Below are 16,687 nucleotides of genomic sequence, written 5' to 3'. Positions count from 1 at the left end.
AACCTCCAGCTGCAGATGTTGAACATCTATAGCTGGAGGTTTTTTATAATTCGCTCCGCACTAATTTCATGCCTTTTTGTTTAAAAACTTCAGTACTTCTGTAGAAACCGTAACACTGCCGATATCCCCGTGAAAAATCACGCCTTGACGGGCACCATGAAAGTCAGAACCTCCGGTTATTAACAGATTATAATCCTCAGCCATAACTTGGTAACGTTCTTCTTCCGCAGGTCCATGATCAGAGTGATAGACCTCAATCCCTTTAAAAGCGCCTTGCTCCAGAATATCTCGCACCAGAAGGTCATCCCCGTACAAACCCGGATGGGCTAATACTGGAGACCCTCCTGCCTCAATGATCCACTCGCAAGCTTCCTCCGGTGTGATTCTAGGAGGTGACACATAGGCCGCTGCACCCTCGGCCAAATACTTGTTGAAGGCATCTCTCATATCGGTAGCTGCCCCAAGCCGAACCAGCTCGTCGGCAATATGTGGCCGGCCGATGCTTTCATCAGGCTTCAATTCCCGCCCGATCCCCGCTATAACCTGTTCCAAGGTAATCGCAATACCAAGGTCTTGCAGCTTGGTAATTATCGCTTCATTCCTAAGTGCCCGGGTATCTCTTAGCCCTTCCAAACGTGAGAGAAATTGTTCATTCTCAGGATCAACATAATAGCCCAGCACATGAATGTCTTTGCCACCAGCACGCGTACTGATCTCTACACCAGGCACAACGGTTATTCCGTACTTCGCTCCTGCTTCACAGGCTTCCTTCACGCCAGCTACTGTATCATGATCCGTAATGGCAACAGCGCTTAGCCCCTTCTCCTTAGCAAGCCGTACATTCTCCGCTGGCGGCTGCATGCCGTCAGATGCTAGAGTATGGGTATGGAGGTCGCATACATCCTTCGCAGGTAGGTTGCCTGCATTCTCCCACTCTTCCCGCAGAATCCCCATTTTTATGGCATCGTAGTATTCTCCTCGCACGATTCGTGCTTTACGGACGCGAGCTTCCTCCACCATGCCACATTTCGCTGCCAACCCGATCATTCTTTTATTCCCTGACCAGGTGCCTATTCCAAGACGGACTGTATCAAGAGAATTAAATAAATAATCTATCCACATCTTAAACGCTTCCGTACCGTAACCACCTGACCAATAACTAGAATCAAAGATTACTATACCAATCTCCATCCAGTTGGTTTCTTGCGATATCCAGTAGCGTCCTACTTTCCCCTTTACCTTGCCGTCTATTTCTATGATCAACAGGTTACGCGGGGTTTCCGTCTCAACTAACGCCAAATGACCTATGTAGTCCTCGGTAAACTTTTCGAATCTTTGATGTGCCAAAGATTTATAAGGACCATCCCATTTCAAGTGTTCACGGTCTTCAGCTTCATGATAGTGATAATAAAGCTTCTGAAAATCAGCCTCTGTAATATCGCGCAATACTAGCTTTTCTCCACGTAGAACAATTGACATTGTGATATCCCCCGCTTTAACTATCAGATTTCATTCGAATGCTCACGCAAATAAGTCAGGAAGGTTACTGCAGAAATTGGCAGCAGTGTTGATTTTAAATGAATGGCGTAGAATTGTCTTTTAAAAGAGGCATCAGAGATATTCACAATTTTCAACAGTCCAAGCGCAACTTCATGCTTAACCGAAGAGGTCGATATGATCGTTATGCCAAGACCTGCTTCCACCGCAGATTTCACAGCTCCCGTACTTCCAAGCTCCATCACGATCTTCATTGTTCCCGGATCAAGTCCCTTGGAGAACAGCTGCTCTTCCATCACACGCCGCGTTCCTGAGCCCTGCTCACGCAATACAAAAGGATGCTGAAGCACTTGCTCCAAGGTAACCTCTTGCTGCTCCGCAAGTGGATGATCATATGGCACGATCAACTTCAGCTCATCCCCCATCACGGGCTCGATCTCCATGTCCGGATGTGTGACCGGGGCTTCAATTAAACCAAAATTCAGTTGATGCTTGAGGATTTCCTCCATAATTTGCGAGGTGTTCATCACTTTCATCATAATTGAAATATTAGGATATTGCTTTCCGAAAGGGCCTAACAGCCGTGGCAGCACGTATTCTCCTATCGTAAGACTCGCCCCAAGCTGCAATCTCCCTTCCAGCATATGTGTGAATGCTGACATGGCTTGATCCGTCTCTCGCATCAGCTGAATACTGCGTAGCGCGTATGGCATTAGAGTGTGCCCTGCCTCAGAGAGTACGATTTTTTTGGTGGAACGATTAAACAATTTGGTGCCAAAATAATCCTCCAGCGCCTGTACCTGCATGGTCACAGCTGGTTGAGTCATATGTAAAGTCTGCGCCGCCGCCGAGAAGCTTCCCCGCTCGGAGACCGTATAAAAAATATGCAGCTGGTGAAAGTTCATGCTTCGCAACTCCTTATATTACAAGAAGAAACGTCGTTGCCGTCCTTTAAAGACGACAATCGTTTCCCGTAGAAATCTAAGAATATTATAATTGTGCAGTATATAAATTCTTATATTTTCAAAAAGGACATGCAGACTCGCCGCATGCCTCTTGCCCGTTTCTTTATAGACTATTTGCGTCTTCGCTTCTTCTTCGACAGCTTTGTACGGTGAGAATTACGCAGCAGTGAAAAATAGGTCTTTAAATCTCTCAGCTGTGGCATCACCGAGATTCTACCAAGAAACGAAACGATGATCATAGAATATAATGGCTGGCCTGAGAGATCTCTCTCACCTGTCAATTCCGTAAACTCAGCGATTACTACAGAGTCATCGTCAATTAAATATGCGTTATAATCACTGCTTGAAAAGGGCTTGATCCGATTCTGCATTAGGCACTGCCACATCCATGCAGCGACCTCTTCGGCATTGCTTGCACCATTGCTGATGCGGTCCATATAACGGCTCTTCGCATGATTTGTTATAACGATGTCGGCGACCCTGTAATCGTTCAGCATGATGTGGAAGGGCTCATAAGTGCTGGGCCAATCCATCCCCTTGTTGCGCATCATCATCACACTCCACCATAAGGGTCTTAGTATGCACTTAATGTTGTCATCTTACCTCATTGCCGAAAGTTGTACAAGTTTCTCCCCTTGAGAGTAATGGCTTTTTTTGTAAATAAGCATAAAAAAACAGGCGCTGTTTAAGCGCCTGTTTATCTCCTGGAATCACATACTGTAATTACGGGACTTGTCCGGTCCATTACTAGTATACTCTGTCTTAATTTCGTTACGATAAGATCTTTCAATCTTTCGTACATAGGAGAGTCTGCGGACATTCTTCATAACTTCCTCGGCCCGTTCTGCATTTACATACATAACTGCATAATGCATTTTCCGAGAAACATAATGTAATGTTCCGTATTTCTCAAGGTTACGTGCCGCTTTAACGTCACTTACCCAAATGATGTATCCTGTCCGTTCCGCAAACATAAGCTAAACCGCCTTTCTCTCTAAATCCTAAGGGAAGCTTATCCGCAGGAGCATTTTCCCCCGCTGCCGCATCCACCTTTAGGGGAAGGATCATTACTTGGTACTTTAATGCTATCTGATACTGAAAAAGCAATCGCTTCCGACATGGAATGCAGAATGTCGTCAAGGGTCTTCTCTGCCAGCTTGAAACGAACAACTTCTTCGAACTGCTCCAGTTCCGCTTCTACTGCCGAAACCTCATCCTTTGCTGAATGATAATTCGGGTGGAAATGTCCGAAACGCTGTGTTTCTTCAAACAGCTCCTTCTTAGTCTGAAGTCGTTTGACCATGGCCTGAATTTCGGGGTTCGTATCAACCCGCCCTTTCCAGTATAAGTAATCCGACACCTCGGCGGATTGATTAATCATATCGCCTAATTCATAGGCGTATGTCAGTACTTCAGCCATATCGACCGTATTTATTTCAGCTACGCTCATGAACTCAGCTCTTTTCTTCGTTAATGATCTACCGATCCAGTAGACTTTTCTATCATACCATAATCACTCGCTTGAGCAGAAGAGGAATTTCTTCGTCCTTTGGGAATAACTAACTTCATTTCCTTCCAGTCTTCCGGAGTGAGCTCTATATCTTCAACCGTTTCACCATCATGAAAGAGCAGTTGTCCGGAAACTCTCCATGGATTCCCACTTATGCGTGAAGGGATAAAATCTAACATCTGATCCTTTAGTGCAAAACGCACCTTGACTCCCCATCTTAACCCTTGCTCCATCACCTTTTGTGCAGTCGAGCTATGATAATGCCGCCATTCTTTGCTCCAGATCTGCGGTACATTTTCTCCACCGAAGAGAATCTCTTCCTCCTGTTCAGGAGCAATAACCGGCAGGTTAAGAAAAGGATTCCCTTTGGACAGCAATCCTAGTTCTACATTCAGCTCTGGAAGAACATACATTGCTTCGGGGTTTCCTGTTTCATGAGGAAACAAACACCACCCTAGGTTTGTTTCCTCTACCTGTCCTCCAATGATTCTGGAAGGCGCTAACCCCGCGGAGTACAGCTCTTTTCGTATCTGTTCCATACATTGCGGGTCTACTATGAAATGTAAAGGACCGATACGTTCAAGGTTCTCCTGTAAACGCGGGTGAGCTGCGATAGCAGCTCCATCTGCTTCCGTCTGACAGGTCAAAATAATTACTTGGGAGAGTGAGGTACGGCCAATGCTTTTTGCCCATTGCTCAAGAGACATTTGAACCACCGAAGGAAGTCCTCCTAGTGCATGCTCACTTATCCATGAGATGATGTCATTCGGTGACATTCCACGCTCAGCTGCAAGTTCCAACCTCTCTTTCGTCAGAAGGAAGCTCCATATCGTATCACTTTGCTGGAGCTCAGCGCAGCCAGCCAGTGTCCATCGTACAGAATAGGGGACCTCCGGTGGAACCAGCACCTCGAAATCCGGCTGTACAATAAACTGTTCCTGTGTATCTCCAGACCCAACAGCAGCGAATGATCCCCTCTCAGCAGATAGCATTGGCTTAGCAGCGGTCCAGCAAAAACACAACATACCCTCAGCGGTTTCTCCCAGCTCGCACCAGCCAAAGCCTGTTAAACAACGTAACCAGTTCAAGCTTGATTGTTCAAGCTCATTACGGGCAACGGTACCTGTGAGATTAGCATCCATCATCCAGTCTAATAGCGCGGGCAGCATTATCCATTTCCCGGGGATAAAATCTGCATTTGAGATTATATAACGAAAATGTTGATCGGCAGGTCCCACGCATCCGCAGCGATTAATTATAATTCCATAGAGAATGTCACTCATCGTCGCTTCAGGAAGCTGCAGCCAACGATCCAATAGCTCCATATCAAGCGTGTACCCGGCGCTCTGCCTGCGAATAAGTCCAAGACACAGCAGGATATCCACCGTCGCAATGACAGAAAGAGTTTTCTGTTCCTCTAAAAGAGAACCCACGGAGAGCCATTGCAAATGCTCCTCGCCAAAAGAGAGCTGCGCCGCTAAGCGGTTTAGATGCTTTTTATGAATAATCCCCTTGGCTGTCAGCGGCAATCCTTCCCAAGCGGTGAACAGCAAAGCCCGAAACAGATCTATCGCCAGTCCGGCCCCCGCCTCCATGGTAAGACTCACTAAATGCCCGGCAATGAATTGCGGCTGATACGGGAAAAATTCTTGTTCAATTGCCGGTAGTTGATCAACCGGAATCTGATACAGCTTTTCGCCCAAAATTTTATGCCTTGCAGTTAACAGCCCCTCGCGGCGCAATTCGTTCATTGCAAGCTTTTGCTCAGCACGACAAAGCGCCACAGGGCGCAATCGTTCTTCTTTCCCTTCTTCAAACGGCTGGGCAGCATAAGCTGCACATAACCGCTTTAATACCTCTAATGCTTCTGTTGATAGCTGGTTCAATGAATGGTTCGCTCCTCTCCACTCGGCATCTTTTTAACGACATATTCATAACCCTGCTCAGTCAAAAACATCCGGCGGCGCAAAGCGAAATCCTGTTCCCGGCTATCTTCAGATACCAGTGTATAAAAATAGGCTTTATTCTCCCCCGCTTTTGGACGGAGGATTCGACCTAGTCGCTGAGCTTCCTCCTGCCGGGATCCATAAGCTCCCGAGACTTCAATAGCAATCGACGCGTCAGGTAAATTCACCGCGAAATTCGCTACTTTTGACACCACCAGTACCTGTATATCTCCCTCGTTAAAAGCCGCATATAGCTCGTCTCTTTCACGCTGCTTCGTTTTGCCGGTAATTAAAGGTGCCCCGATCCTGTTAGCCAGTTCACTTAACTGGTCGAGATATTGTCCAATAACCAGTACCGAAGAGCCTGCATGGACCTTTAGAAGCTTGGCTACAATCTCAGCTTTGGCAGGATTGCATGAAGCCATACGAAATTTTTCTTTTGCCGCCGCGTACATATATTCTTGTTTAAGCTCCGGATTCATGGGCACAATGATCTCTACACATTCCACTTCAGCGATCCAGCCCTGCTGCTCCAGCTCCTTCCAAGGCAGATCGTAGCGTTTCGGTCCGATTAAAGAGAACACATCCCCTTCCTTCCCGTCTTCTCTAACCAAAGTGGCTGTAAGCCCCAGTCGACGTGTAGCCTGAATGTCTGCTGTAGCCCGAAATACAGGCGCTGGAAGCAGGTGAACCTCATCATATATAATCAAGCCCCAATTGCGTTCGTTAAACAGCTTCATATGGAGAAACGGACCGTCTTTGGACGAACGATGGGTTAATATTTGATAGGTGGCAATGGTAACTGGCCGCACTTCTCTTTTTTCACCGGAATATTCTCCCACTGCCTCCCCGGCCAAATCTGTTCGCTCCAGCAGTTCATCCATCCATTGCCTTACGGATGTTGTATTTGAAGTTAAAATTAAGGTTTCACATTGGAGACTTTCAAGTACTGCTACTCCTACAATTGTCTTTCCTGCGCCACAAGGCAGCACCACCACACCGCTTCCCCCTTGTCCTTCTGTCCCTTGAAACAGCTGAACGGCCTCCTGCTGGTATTCACGTAAGCCAAATGAATCGTTTGCCGTATCAGCCTTGCAGGCATCGAGATTCTCCTTCCAGGTCAAGCTAAGCGCTTGTCCTTCATGATATCCGGCGTAGTCGAGAACTGGATAACCCAATCTCATCAGCTCTTGTTTCAAAAGCCCTCTATTCTCCGCAGGACACGAGCATTCCAGAGGATTTATTCTCAGTAGACCCAACGCTTTTAGACCTTGTTCATCACTCAATTCATCCAAAAGCTCAGGAGCATCCGCTCTTAACATAACGACCTCATTCCGAGTCTCTTGGCCATGAAGAGTCAGCTTTCCATATCTGGACAAAAGAGTTTCGATTTCCTCCTCCAGTCCTGTGGGAACACCCCAGCGTGCAAGGTGATGCAGGCTAGTGATAATCTCCTCAGCAGTATAATTAAGCGCAGCCGCATTCCAAAGAGATAACGGGGTAATTCGGTAGGTATGGTAAGCAGGAGGACTTTTTATCAGCTCCGCGAAAGTCCCTAGCTTTTTCCTTGACACCTCAAAATCCGGATGAGCACATTCCAGTAAAATTGTCCGGTCCCTGCGCACGATGCAAGCTCCTGATCCATTCATAGCTTTTCCTCCCTAGTGTTCATGTAATTTAAGTTTGCGCTATGTAATTTTGTTTATTTTCATATAACAGGAAAAAGCCCATCCCCGCATAACGGTCATGAGCTTCCCTATCTGACTATTTAATGTAAATGCTGCTGCGAAATATCATGAAGTGCTTCACCAGCTTCATCCGCAAAAATGTCGCGCACAGCCAGATCTCCAATCGACACTACGCCCACCAGCTTCTGGTCACGTGTCACCGCCAGCCTGCGGATTTGCCAGCCAGCCATTAACTCTGCAGCCTCATCTACTGAAGTATTCTCCGAGACGGTCTGAATCTCTTTACTCATTACAGTTTCCACTGAGGTTGAACCAGGATGTTTAGCCGCATAACCTCTAATCACGAGATCGCGGTCAGTAATTACGCCGATCAGTGTCTTATGTTCTTCATTATCAACAACAGGTATAAATCCAGTGTCATAATCTCGCATTTTCACGGCAACTTCATACACATTATCTTGCAGCGTAACCGTTGCAGGCTCCTTCGTCATAACCTCTTTCACTGTCTTCAAGAATGAACCCTCCTAATCATGGTCTCCATGTTATGGGAATAGGTTCTCCTCTATGAAACGAAATTATACGATTGTGTTCTCACGCATACAGGAATTCGCCATAGCAATGAGCAGCTTCATTCCGTGCAGCATGGCATCTTCGTCAAAATCAAATTTGCTATGATGATGTGGATAGTCAGCCTCTTTATCCGGATTTCCAGCACCCACAAACATAAAACAGCCTGGAATCTCCTTAACATAATAGGCAAAATCCTCAGCTGGCATCAGCTTTTCCATCCGAATCACCTCAACAGATTCTCCTAAAGCCGCTGGGGCCACCTCGAAAAACCGCTGAACTTCACCATCGTGATTTACGAGGGGAGGATATCCCATTACGTAATCTATCTTAGCTTCTGCCCCGTAAGCGCTGGTAATAGAAACGGTCATTTCTTCGATTCGCTGGCGTATCAAATGCCGTGTCTCCTCGTCGAATGCCCGCACTGTCCCTGTGATCCGGCATTGCTCGGCAATGACATTCTGGGCGAATCCCCCTTGAATGGTTCCTACACTGAGTACAGCAGGCTCCAGCGGGTTTACAGAGCGGCTTACAATGCTCTGGAGCTGGGTCACCAGCGCCGCTCCCGCCACGATGCTATCAATGGTACGGTTCGGCATGCCGCCGTGTCCGCCTTTGCCAATGATATCTATAAAAAACTCGTCCGCAGACGCCATCAACGGTCCCGGAGCACTCCCTACAGTTCCCATAGGCAATGGAGTCCACAGATGCAGACCATACACCGCATCCGCTCCTTCTAACATGCCTTCGGCGATCATCCCCTGCGCCCCTCCTGGGCATACTTCCTCTGCGGGCTGAAAAAGAAAACGCAGCTCCCCTTCCAGCTCCTCAAGCCGACTGCTGTAGTAAGAGGCTACACCGAGCAGTATGGAAGTGTGGCCATCATGTCCACAGGCATGCATTACCCCTTCATTTTGCGAAACGTAATCCTTCTTGTTCTCCTCTTTAATAGGTAGGGCGTCCATATCCGCGCGAAGAACAACGGTTTTCCCCGGCCGCTTCCCCCGTAATATGCCAAGCACACCATACCCTGTCCCGCTTTTTCTGACTTCAATTCCGAATTTGGCTAACTTATCTACTATAAATGCTGACGTTTCCTTTTCATGAAAAGACAACTCCGGATGACGATGCAAATGGCGTCTCCATTCCACGATCTCCGGCATGAGCGAATCAACCGCTAAGCTCTTCATAAGTTCTCCATCCCCTTCTCGATAAACCCGCATCCATAGCAAGCGATAGCAGTCCTGTTCACTTTGTTCCAGCCGCGAACGACTATAATTCTTTTATTGTAGCAGAAACGCAAAAAACTGGGTATTGTTAGGCACTGCCTACTCTTGCACAACCTTTAGAAACATACTATCATGAGGTAGAACATCAGCAATCGGATCAGAAATTCATCATTATACTTCATAAGGGGGATATGCGTGCTATGATTTTTGAGAACACGGGCCTCGTAGGATTGAAGAGTGATCTTCTCTATCTGGACGAGAGTGCCACAAAAGCTGGCTTCATCCGCTGGCAATGGGAATACTATCGTGCCACTTACGACTGCAAAATTGAAGACCCACAGGATGGTGGCGAATACTTCCTACGCATTAACACTCGCGCTGTCGAGGGAAAGCTAGAGAAGTCTGATGCCGTACTTGCAATTGAAGCCGTATACTTAGGAAAAGCAACCTTCCCTCATGGCCTGGAATATGAATCTCCGGTGCCAAAACCAGTATTGGACACTGCTGCTAAGCGGATTCTTGAATTAAAGCAGCTGTTAGAGGCTTGAGTAACAGAAAGGGAACGACGAAACAAAATGTCAGCCTGCCCAAAAGAGGAACACCCGATTTCCAACTACTTATCTTAACACTACTACTTGTGGGTTTCGGTCTAGTCATGGTCTTCAGTGCTAGCTCAAGCTTAACATTAGCAAGCTCGAAGTTCGGTAATGACCCTCTATATTTCATTAAACGCCAAGTGATCTGGATCGTACTCGGAACCGTTGTTATGTTTATAGCTATGAACATTCACTACAGTAAGTTTAAGAAGTGGTATGTACCTATTTTTATCATCACCGTTATTCTTCTGCTCGTGGTAGCCTTCTCTGAAAAAATTAATGGTGCCAAGAGCTGGCTTAGTATCGGGAAACTTGGAATTCAACCCACCGAATTAGCCAAAATATCGATTATCCTGTATATCTCAGCACTCATCACCAAAAAAGGTGAACGGTTTAGAGATTTCCGTACAGGATATATCCCTGTAATGGTTATCGTGGGTATTGTTGCCGGACTTATAATGATGCAGCCGGATTTAGGTTCTTGCCTCATTCTCGTAGCTACCAGCGGACTTGTTATTTATGCCGGTGGTGCCAGCATGAAGCATATTCTGGGCTCTATAGCACTGCTAGTGCTGGGTGTAGGACTAGTTATAGGCGCCAAAGCAGCGATTGATTCCTTATCTCCATCCGATAAAGCCACTGACACTCAGGATTATAGAAAAGGTCGTATCGTTGCCTTTTTAGATCCTTATCAGGTTGCTGAGGGTGATGGTTATAACATTATTCAATCCTTAACCGCTCTTGGCCAAGGTGGAGTAAGTGGTTCCGGCTTCGGCAAAAGCATTCAAAAGCTGGACTATCTAAAATACCCTTATACGGACTTTATCTTCCCCGTAATTGGTGAAGAGTTCGGCTTCCTAGGGACCTCCATATTTTTGATGTTATATCTGTATTTTATCTGGCGAGGTATTCTAATCGCTTTAAGGTGTAAGGATCCCTTTGGTACGCTCGTCGGAATTGGGATTATGGGCCTCATAGCCATTCAGGCCTTTGTCAATATCGGCGGTGTAACCAATACAATCCCTCTTACCGGCGTTACCTTGCCGTTTATCAGCTACGGGGGCTCTTCACTCCTTGTCAGCATGCTGTGCATGGGAATTATGCTAAGCATCTCAAGAGAAACCAACCTTCCTGCCAAAGAGGAAGTAACGAAATCTGTAACAACGGTTAGACAGGTTCGTTCCCGGTAAGCTTTATAAAGCCGGAGGTTAGGGGATATACACATAAAAAAGCAGCCCAGGGAATTAACCTTGGACTGCTTTTTTGTGTACAAGTTTTTTAAGAGATTTCATCATTCTTGAAAGCTACGCCTTCAACTTTGACATTTACCTCAACAATATGAAGTCCAGTCATGCTCTCCACAGCTTCACGTACGTTCTGCTGAAGCATCCGGCACACTTCGTGGATCGGTGTTTCATAGAGAACGATAATTCGTAGATCTACTGCTGCTTCCAGCTGTCCTACTTCAACGGTAACGCCCTTCTGAACGTTCTTACCGCTTAGACGTTTCGCCCAGCCTTCTGACAGGCCACCAGACATGGCTGCAATTCCCGGAGTCTCCAAGGCAGCCAAACCGGCAATTTTTGAGACGACGTCATTTGAAATTCGTATATTTCCCATTTCCAGTTGAAGTTGTTCTGCCATGCCATATCCCCCCTACACTCATTATCAATTATTGTAATTCCAAAACAGGCTAAAAAGCAAATCACTTTATCGCTTTCTCGTTTACACCTAGGAACAATTTGGGTATATTGATTATGAATTCAATCTAAATACATAGATAGGAGTGTCCTTTACATTGAAAAAATGGATTTCACCATCACTGATGGGTATCACCTTTATCCTTAGTGCAATCGGCCATTATGCCGATTGGGATCATACCCTGCAGTTCATTCTCTCAGCAATCGCTGTGGTGTTTGTGGCTGGATTTCTCGGCCGGGCTACTGAAAGTGTAGCTCATTATGCCGGACAGCGACTGGGCGGCTTCCTTAACGCCACCTTCGGCAATGCTGCTGAGCTAATCATTGCCTTCTTCCTGGTCAAGGAAGGATTGTTCGACATGGTCAAAGCCAGTCTTACCGGTTCTATTATCGGCAACCTGTTGCTTGTTCTAGGATTGAGTATTTTCGCCGGCGGGATGAAGTTCAAAGTTCAGAACTTTAACGTAACCCTTGCCGGAATGAATGGCTCCTTGATGATCGTTGCCGTCATTGCCTTATTTGTTCCCGCTATGTTCTTTACCACCCACTCTATTACGGAGAAAGATACAGATGTGCTCAGTTTAATCGTTGCCGGGCTGCTCATCGCTTCGTACATTGCTTGGCTAATCTTCTCCATGATCACGCATAAGAAACATCTAGAGGACGTTACAGAAGAGGGTAAAGAAGAGTTAGCCCATGAACATGCCCCTGCATGGTCCAGAAACAAATCCATCCTTTATCTCGTGCTTGCCACCGTAATGGTAGCCTTCGTGAGTGAGTGGCTGGTAGGTACGTTAGAGACTTTAACAGAACGTTTCGGATTCAGCGAGCTGTTTGTAGGTGCGTTCCTCGTAGCCATCATCGGTAATGCCGCAGAGCACAGTGCAGCCATTATGCTGGCCATGAAGAACAAAATCGGTGCAGCAGTAGAAATTGCAGTTGGAAGCAGTCTCCAAATCGCCCTGTTCGTAGCACCTGTCCTAATCTTCGCCAGTTATTTCATGGGTGATACAATGGACATTGTTTTTACGACCATTGAGATTGTCGCCATCGGTGTAGCCGTCTTTATTGCCAAATCAATTACCCAGGACGGCTCGACTAACTGGTATGAGGGCCTCTTGTTATTAACTGTTTACCTGATTTTAGGAGTCTCCTTCTATCTCGTATAATTATTATTAACCATTGTACACAACAAAAAGCGCACATGAGCGATTCGTCCTCATGTGCGCTTCTATAAATACTTAAGAAACCGATATTTATTCTTCTTTCGCTTTGTTGTTCAAAGCCTCGTAGAGTACTGCTAAGTTACGCTCCAACTTACTTAGTACCATTTTACCAGTAATTTCTGGGACCAAACCTGCTCTAACCGCAAAATCCACTTCTCTGGAGAAACCGTACATCTGGGTATCCAGCACTTCCTCATAGAGAGGGCAGTAGCGTGTTGCCAGATTCTCCATCTGCACTTCTATAAGTTGCTGAATTTTATCGGCATCTTCTTGTAGAAGATTGATTGCTTTAAGATTATACTGTTCCTGTAATTCCGATGAAGTCATGCCTCTATCCCCCCCATGTCCAAAAGTTAAGCTGCTTTTACTATTTTACTTAATATTAGACGAAATCCGGTATCAATACAACAATTCAGTTTATACTAACCATATATTTAAAAGAACCTGCTGCGTTATCCTATCAAGTTTCATATCTACTTCTAGAAAAAACGCCCCACCGAAAACCGGTAGGACGTTTTTAGCACGACTATTACTCAGCAACAACTGTGAATTTCAAACCGTGTTTTGCAAACACTTCAGTCATTGCCTTCTTAGCTTCTTCAGCATCTGCCCCATGAACATGAAGCTCATAGCTTTGGCTGGATACCAAAGTAGTGAACAAACCAAGGATACTTTTAACATCAATGTACTTGTTGTCCGCTTGAAGAACGATTGAAGAGTTGAACTGGCCTGCCGTTTGGGCAATATCGACAATTGCCGCATTGTTACTGGACATAGAAATCCCTCCGCAACTTGATTATAAAACTTTAGTCTTTTGTTATCATTTCTTATGATACATTGAATCCGCTTACTTGTGCAAGGAGTTTTCTTGTTATTACATTTTATTTCAAGTTTTCAGGATTCAGACCTTCGAGTTCCGGCAACACAAAAATTCCATCCTTACGGATCAATACATCGTCAAAATAAATTTCTCCGCCGCCATAATCTGGACGTTGGATCAACACAAGATCCCAGTGAATGGAGGAGCGGTTACCGTTATCTGTAACATCATATGCTTGTCCTGGCGTAAAGTGCAGGCTGCCTGCGATTTTTTCGTCAAAAAGAATATCATTCATCGGGTGAAGAATGTAAGGGTTAAACCCGATAGCGAATTCGCCAATATGACGTGCGCCGTCATCTGAATTCAAAATCTCGTTCAAACGGGCGGAGTCATTGCTGGTGGCTTCAACAATTTTTCCGTTCTCGAATTTGAATTTGATATTTTCAAAGGTCACTCCATTATATACTGACGGTGCATTATAGCTGATCGTTCCATTTACAGAATCGCGAACTGGGGCGCTGTAAACCTCGCCATCCGGAATATTTTTTTGCCCGGAGCATTTCTCTGCACCGATTCCTTTAATCGAGAACTTAAGATCTGTCCCAGCACTCAAAATATGTACCTTATCCGTTCTGCGCATGAGATCAGCTAAAGCATCCTGAGCCTTGTCCATCTTGGCGTAATCCAAATTACACACTTCGAAATAAAAGTCCTCAAACGCTTCAGTGCTAATATTCGCAAGCTGAGCCATGCTCGCATTCGGATAACGCAGTACTACCCACTTCGTATGCTTCACACGTTGTTCGCTATGCACTGGATGAGAGTACAACGAGTTATACAATTTCATATTTTCTTCAGGAACATCAGACAGGTCATTCACATTCTCACCTGCACGAATCCCGATATAACAATCCATTTGCTTCATCCGGTTCAAGTCAATTTCAGCCCATGTCTGAAGACTCTCACGAGTTGCGTATTTAAGCATGCTGCGCAGGACTGTACGATCTGTTAATTGTACAAAAGCATGACCGCCGGCCTTGCCGATTTCCTCTACAACTGCTTTAATTAAATCTCTTTCATTGCCAATCATTTCGACTAGCACGTTCTCGCCTGGCTGGACATTTACGGAATAACCGACTAGGTTAGCCGCCAGCTTTTGAATTCTGGGATCTTTCATTGTGTATTCTTCCTTCCTCTGTCTAAAAAATAAGCAAGCTTTTCTATTGTAGCACGCCCTGTATGGAGCGCAAGACCTGTAGGATAATGTGAAAATCAACGAAAGCCTGAAAAATTTACCTGTGATACATAAGTTTCATTATCAGAATTATTCCCCGCTTCCAAGTAGGTAACCTTACGATTTAAGGTGAGCTTTCTCGGCAGATTATGTTTTGTATCAACGGTTAAATGGTAGACAGTCTCAACATTAGCTTGTTTCAGCTTTTGCTGTAATTCATTATTTTTCTTCTCCCACAGTTCCACTAAAGCTTGCGTAACCGCCTGATCGTTCTTTGTTATTTTTCCAGCCGAATCAGGTGTTTCAGGTCGAAGGTCTTGCATCTCTTTTTCTAATTCAGCAGTCAGCTGCTTTCTGGCCTCAGCAGGCGTCAGCTCGATCCGCAGCACATTTGTCCCTCTGCCTGCACCCGCATCTTCAGTCACATTAGCCTCCATGGATTGCAGCTCCTCCAGCTGTTTTAACGGATTAAGCAAAGCAAGCGGATTTCCGTCCTCAGATGAACCTTCAGTGGTCAACGCTACCCATTCCCCCTCTTTTTTCTCTAGCTGACTATGGAAAGCTTTCATAGAAGTGATGCCGCTTTTTAAATCTTTAGCGCTATTAGCAGCTTTTTTTGTGGATGAGGATTTATCAGGAAGCAGTGTATACAGATTGACCTTCTTATGGTCCTGTACTGTGCCTTCGTAAAATATCATGGATTCCGGAACGGTCTTTCCACCTTTTGTAAGCATGGTTGACCCTTTAAAAGTAACCCCATCGCTGCCCGTTATACCCGCTAACACCAAACTTAGATCTTTCTTGGCTGGTTTGTCTCTAATAACGCTGCAACCGCTGTTGAACACGCAGGACAAGGTAAAAATCATAAGAACTAACCCCTTTAGTAACAATGACTTTCTCACGGTCATCAGGCCTTTCTTGGAGTATTTTACTTTACAGCCCACTATAGGGTTCTCCCTTCCTGCGCGCCTTATACAGATGCAAATACGTTGCTGCTATCGTTTTCCATACATTGCTCTAACTTATGCGCGTTCGTCGCTTGCTTTCGAATGTCAGTACATACCACCTTCAGACTCACGAAGTTACCGCTGCCAGTCGCCGCACCGTTGTCGCTTTCGGACACAGCTGACCTTAATTACAGTATTTTGCGATATTTCGTATGCCAACGGACTCCATTGCAGCTATTGACCTCAAAAACGCACAATATGAGTCCTTTTCCAAACAATAGCGTCTCCGGAGTCCGAAACCATGCTTAAAAAGCTAAAATCACGCAAATAACGTCATCTGAGTCCGATGCACGTTGGATGCTGTGGACGCAGATGAAACGCCAAGCTAACGTGCAACACAAAGAGCAGCATTTCTCCAATATCGGAGAACCGCTGCTCATGTGGGAGTCAGATACTGATTTATTAGTGTCGACCTATCTTAAATGTGCGTACATTTAAGATATAGACTCAATTAGGTAGTCGCAATCTTGTGCGCATACAAAGTCACCGTAAGCATGGAGCCATTATCAAATGTAATGCGGTGGTGCATAGGAACCTACTTCACTCTCACCTTCCTTTTTCAGAACTATTCAATGTGTCCATACATATTCGCTAATGAATCCGCGTGGTGTCGATAGTTAATGCGAGACTTACAGCGCCACAGTCCTGGCTAACTAAAGATATGCACAGTAACTCCCTAACGGACACAACTGACCCTTAACG

The 16,687-nt window shown here is 45.6% G+C and carries 17 protein-coding genes and 1 pseudogene; 3 read left to right on the top strand and 15 right to left on the bottom strand.

The annotated features are described in order from the left end of the window. Positions 1 to 66 precede the first annotated feature (66 nt). From NYE35_RS12695 to NYE35_RS12650, 10 genes and pseudogenes are all read right to left on the bottom strand, one after another. Entirely contained in the window at positions 67 to 954 is an 888-nt protein-coding gene (locus tag NYE35_RS12695) for a PHP domain-containing protein (RefSeq protein WP_076297752.1), read from the bottom strand. 72 nt (positions 955 to 1,026) lie between these two features. Next, positions 1,027 to 1,479: pseudogene (locus NYE35_RS12690) on the bottom strand (GNAT family N-acetyltransferase); the annotation flags it as partial. A gap of 23 nt (positions 1,480 to 1,502) precedes the next feature. Further along, the gene (locus tag NYE35_RS12685; protein WP_038570298.1) at positions 1,503 to 2,402 is read right to left on the bottom strand and encodes a selenium metabolism-associated LysR family transcriptional regulator; all 900 of its coding nucleotides are present in this window, start codon (positions 2,400 to 2,402) and stop codon (positions 1,503 to 1,505) included. Between the two features lie 170 nt (positions 2,403 to 2,572). After that, positions 2,573 to 3,010: a hypothetical protein gene (locus NYE35_RS12680; protein ID WP_036686574.1), complete on the bottom strand. Its 438-nt coding sequence runs from the start codon at positions 3,008 to 3,010 to the stop codon at positions 2,573 to 2,575. A 162-nt stretch (positions 3,011 to 3,172) separates the two neighbouring features. After that, on the bottom strand, positions 3,173 to 3,436 hold the full coding sequence (locus NYE35_RS12675) for a YlbG family protein (RefSeq protein ID WP_036686170.1): 264 nt from the start codon (positions 3,434 to 3,436) through the stop codon (positions 3,173 to 3,175). A 38-nt stretch (positions 3,437 to 3,474) separates the two neighbouring features. Further along, the gene (locus tag NYE35_RS12670; RefSeq protein WP_036686168.1) at positions 3,475 to 3,912 is read right to left on the bottom strand and encodes a YlbF family regulator; all 438 of its coding nucleotides are present in this window, start codon (positions 3,910 to 3,912) and stop codon (positions 3,475 to 3,477) included. Positions 3,913 to 3,932: 20 nt separating this feature from the next. Next, a complete protein-coding gene (locus NYE35_RS12665; protein WP_076212698.1) occupies positions 3,933 to 5,858 on the bottom strand; it encodes a helicase-associated domain-containing protein in 1,926 nt (641 codons plus the stop codon). Continuing rightward, on the bottom strand, positions 5,855 to 7,567 hold the full coding sequence (locus NYE35_RS12660) for a DNA repair helicase XPB (RefSeq protein WP_076104790.1): 1,713 nt from the start codon (positions 7,565 to 7,567) through the stop codon (positions 5,855 to 5,857). The genes NYE35_RS12665 and NYE35_RS12660 overlap by 4 nt, the downstream gene beginning before the upstream one ends. 119 nt (positions 7,568 to 7,686) lie before the next feature. Continuing rightward, complete coding sequence (locus NYE35_RS12655; protein WP_036686162.1) at positions 7,687 to 8,118, bottom strand: CBS domain-containing protein; 432 nt, start codon at positions 8,116 to 8,118, stop codon at positions 7,687 to 7,689. A 63-nt stretch (positions 8,119 to 8,181) separates the two neighbouring features. Next, a complete protein-coding gene (locus tag NYE35_RS12650; RefSeq protein ID WP_341121145.1) occupies positions 8,182 to 9,363 on the bottom strand; it encodes an amidohydrolase in 1,182 nt (393 codons plus the stop codon). Positions 9,364 to 9,602: 239 nt separating this feature from the next. Here NYE35_RS12650 and NYE35_RS12645 point away from each other — a divergent pair, with 239 nt between their 5' ends. Both NYE35_RS12645 and ftsW read left to right on the top strand, forming a co-directional pair. Next, complete coding sequence (locus NYE35_RS12645) at positions 9,603 to 9,950, top strand: YugN family protein (protein WP_036686159.1); 348 nt, start codon at positions 9,603 to 9,605, stop codon at positions 9,948 to 9,950. Beyond that, positions 9,947 to 11,188: a putative lipid II flippase FtsW gene (gene ftsW, locus NYE35_RS12640; protein ID WP_080742469.1), complete on the top strand. Its 1,242-nt coding sequence runs from the start codon at positions 9,947 to 9,949 to the stop codon at positions 11,186 to 11,188. The genes NYE35_RS12645 and ftsW overlap by 4 nt, the downstream gene beginning before the upstream one ends. Before the next feature lie 88 nt (positions 11,189 to 11,276). On the opposite strand, the gene NYE35_RS12635 is transcribed toward ftsW, so the two are convergent. Beyond that, entirely contained in the window at positions 11,277 to 11,642 is a 366-nt protein-coding gene (locus tag NYE35_RS12635) for an Asp23/Gls24 family envelope stress response protein (protein ID WP_019911482.1), read from the bottom strand. A 154-nt stretch (positions 11,643 to 11,796) separates the two neighbouring features. Between NYE35_RS12635 and cax the strand changes: the two genes are divergently transcribed. Further along, positions 11,797 to 12,867 carry a calcium/proton exchanger gene (gene cax / locus NYE35_RS12630; protein WP_038570286.1) on the top strand — a complete coding sequence of 357 codons (1,071 nt, stop codon included), beginning with the start codon at positions 11,797 to 11,799 and terminating at the stop codon, positions 12,865 to 12,867. 87 nt (positions 12,868 to 12,954) lie between these two features. Here cax and NYE35_RS12625 read toward each other — a convergent pair whose 3' ends face one another. The 4 genes from NYE35_RS12625 to NYE35_RS12610 all read right to left on the bottom strand — a co-directional run bounded on the left by NYE35_RS12625 (position 12,955) and on the right by NYE35_RS12610 (position 15,844). Further along, positions 12,955 to 13,251, bottom strand: a complete 297-nt coding sequence (locus NYE35_RS12625; RefSeq protein WP_036686156.1) for a YlaN family protein — start codon at positions 13,249 to 13,251, stop codon at positions 12,955 to 12,957. Between the two features lie 202 nt (positions 13,252 to 13,453). Beyond that, positions 13,454 to 13,699 carry an HPr family phosphocarrier protein gene (locus tag NYE35_RS12620; protein ID WP_036686154.1) on the bottom strand — a complete coding sequence of 82 codons (246 nt, stop codon included), beginning with the start codon at positions 13,697 to 13,699 and terminating at the stop codon, positions 13,454 to 13,456. 106 nt (positions 13,700 to 13,805) lie between these two features. Then, positions 13,806 to 14,921: an aminopeptidase gene (locus NYE35_RS12615; protein WP_036686152.1), complete on the bottom strand. Its 1,116-nt coding sequence runs from the start codon at positions 14,919 to 14,921 to the stop codon at positions 13,806 to 13,808. Positions 14,922 to 15,016: 95 nt separating this feature from the next. After that, positions 15,017 to 15,844, bottom strand: a complete 828-nt coding sequence (locus NYE35_RS12610) for a hypothetical protein (protein ID WP_076212705.1) — start codon at positions 15,842 to 15,844, stop codon at positions 15,017 to 15,019. Positions 15,845 to 16,687: the final 843 nt, after the last annotated feature.

Source organism: Paenibacillus sp. FSL L8-0494, assembly GCF_038003695.1.
Classification (GTDB): domain Bacteria; phylum Bacillota; class Bacilli; order Paenibacillales; family Paenibacillaceae; genus Paenibacillus_AQ; species Paenibacillus_AQ odorifer.
The sequence above is the reverse complement of the archived record's forward strand: the minus strand, read 5'-3'. Positions and strand labels throughout refer to the sequence as shown.

Coding starts and splice junctions, on each gene's coding strand:
- NYE35_RS12685 (WP_038570298.1), bottom strand. CDS start 2,402: ATGAACTTTCACCAGCTGCATATTTTTTATACGGTCTCCGAGCGGGGA.
- NYE35_RS12680 (WP_036686574.1), bottom strand. CDS start 3,010: ATGCGCAACAAGGGGATGGATTGGCCCAGCACTTATGAGCCCTTCCAC.
- NYE35_RS12645 (WP_036686159.1), top strand. CDS start 9,603: ATGATTTTTGAGAACACGGGCCTCGTAGGATTGAAGAGTGATCTTCTC.
- NYE35_RS12635 (WP_019911482.1), bottom strand. CDS start 11,642: ATGGCAGAACAACTTCAACTGGAAATGGGAAATATACGAATTTCAAAT.
- NYE35_RS12675 (WP_036686170.1), bottom strand. CDS start 3,436: ATGTTTGCGGAACGGACAGGATACATCATTTGGGTAAGTGACGTTAAA.
- NYE35_RS12620 (WP_036686154.1), bottom strand. CDS start 13,699: ATGTCCAGTAACAATGCGGCAATTGTCGATATTGCCCAAACGGCAGGC.
- NYE35_RS12650 (WP_341121145.1), bottom strand. CDS start 9,363: ATGAAGAGCTTAGCGGTTGATTCGCTCATGCCGGAGATCGTGGAATGG.
- NYE35_RS12625 (WP_036686156.1), bottom strand. CDS start 13,251: ATGACTTCATCGGAATTACAGGAACAGTATAATCTTAAAGCAATCAAT.
- NYE35_RS12660 (WP_076104790.1), bottom strand. CDS start 7,567: ATGAATGGATCAGGAGCTTGCATCGTGCGCAGGGACCGGACAATTTTA.
- NYE35_RS12695 (WP_076297752.1), bottom strand. CDS start 954: ATGGGGATTCTGCGGGAAGAGTGGGAGAATGCAGGCAACCTACCTGCG.
- NYE35_RS12615 (WP_036686152.1), bottom strand. CDS start 14,921: ATGAAAGATCCCAGAATTCAAAAGCTGGCGGCTAACCTAGTCGGTTAT.
- NYE35_RS12610 (WP_076212705.1), bottom strand. CDS start 15,844: ATGATTTTTACCTTGTCCTGCGTGTTCAACAGCGGTTGCAGCGTTATT.
- NYE35_RS12670 (WP_036686168.1), bottom strand. CDS start 3,912: ATGAGCGTAGCTGAAATAAATACGGTCGATATGGCTGAAGTACTGACA.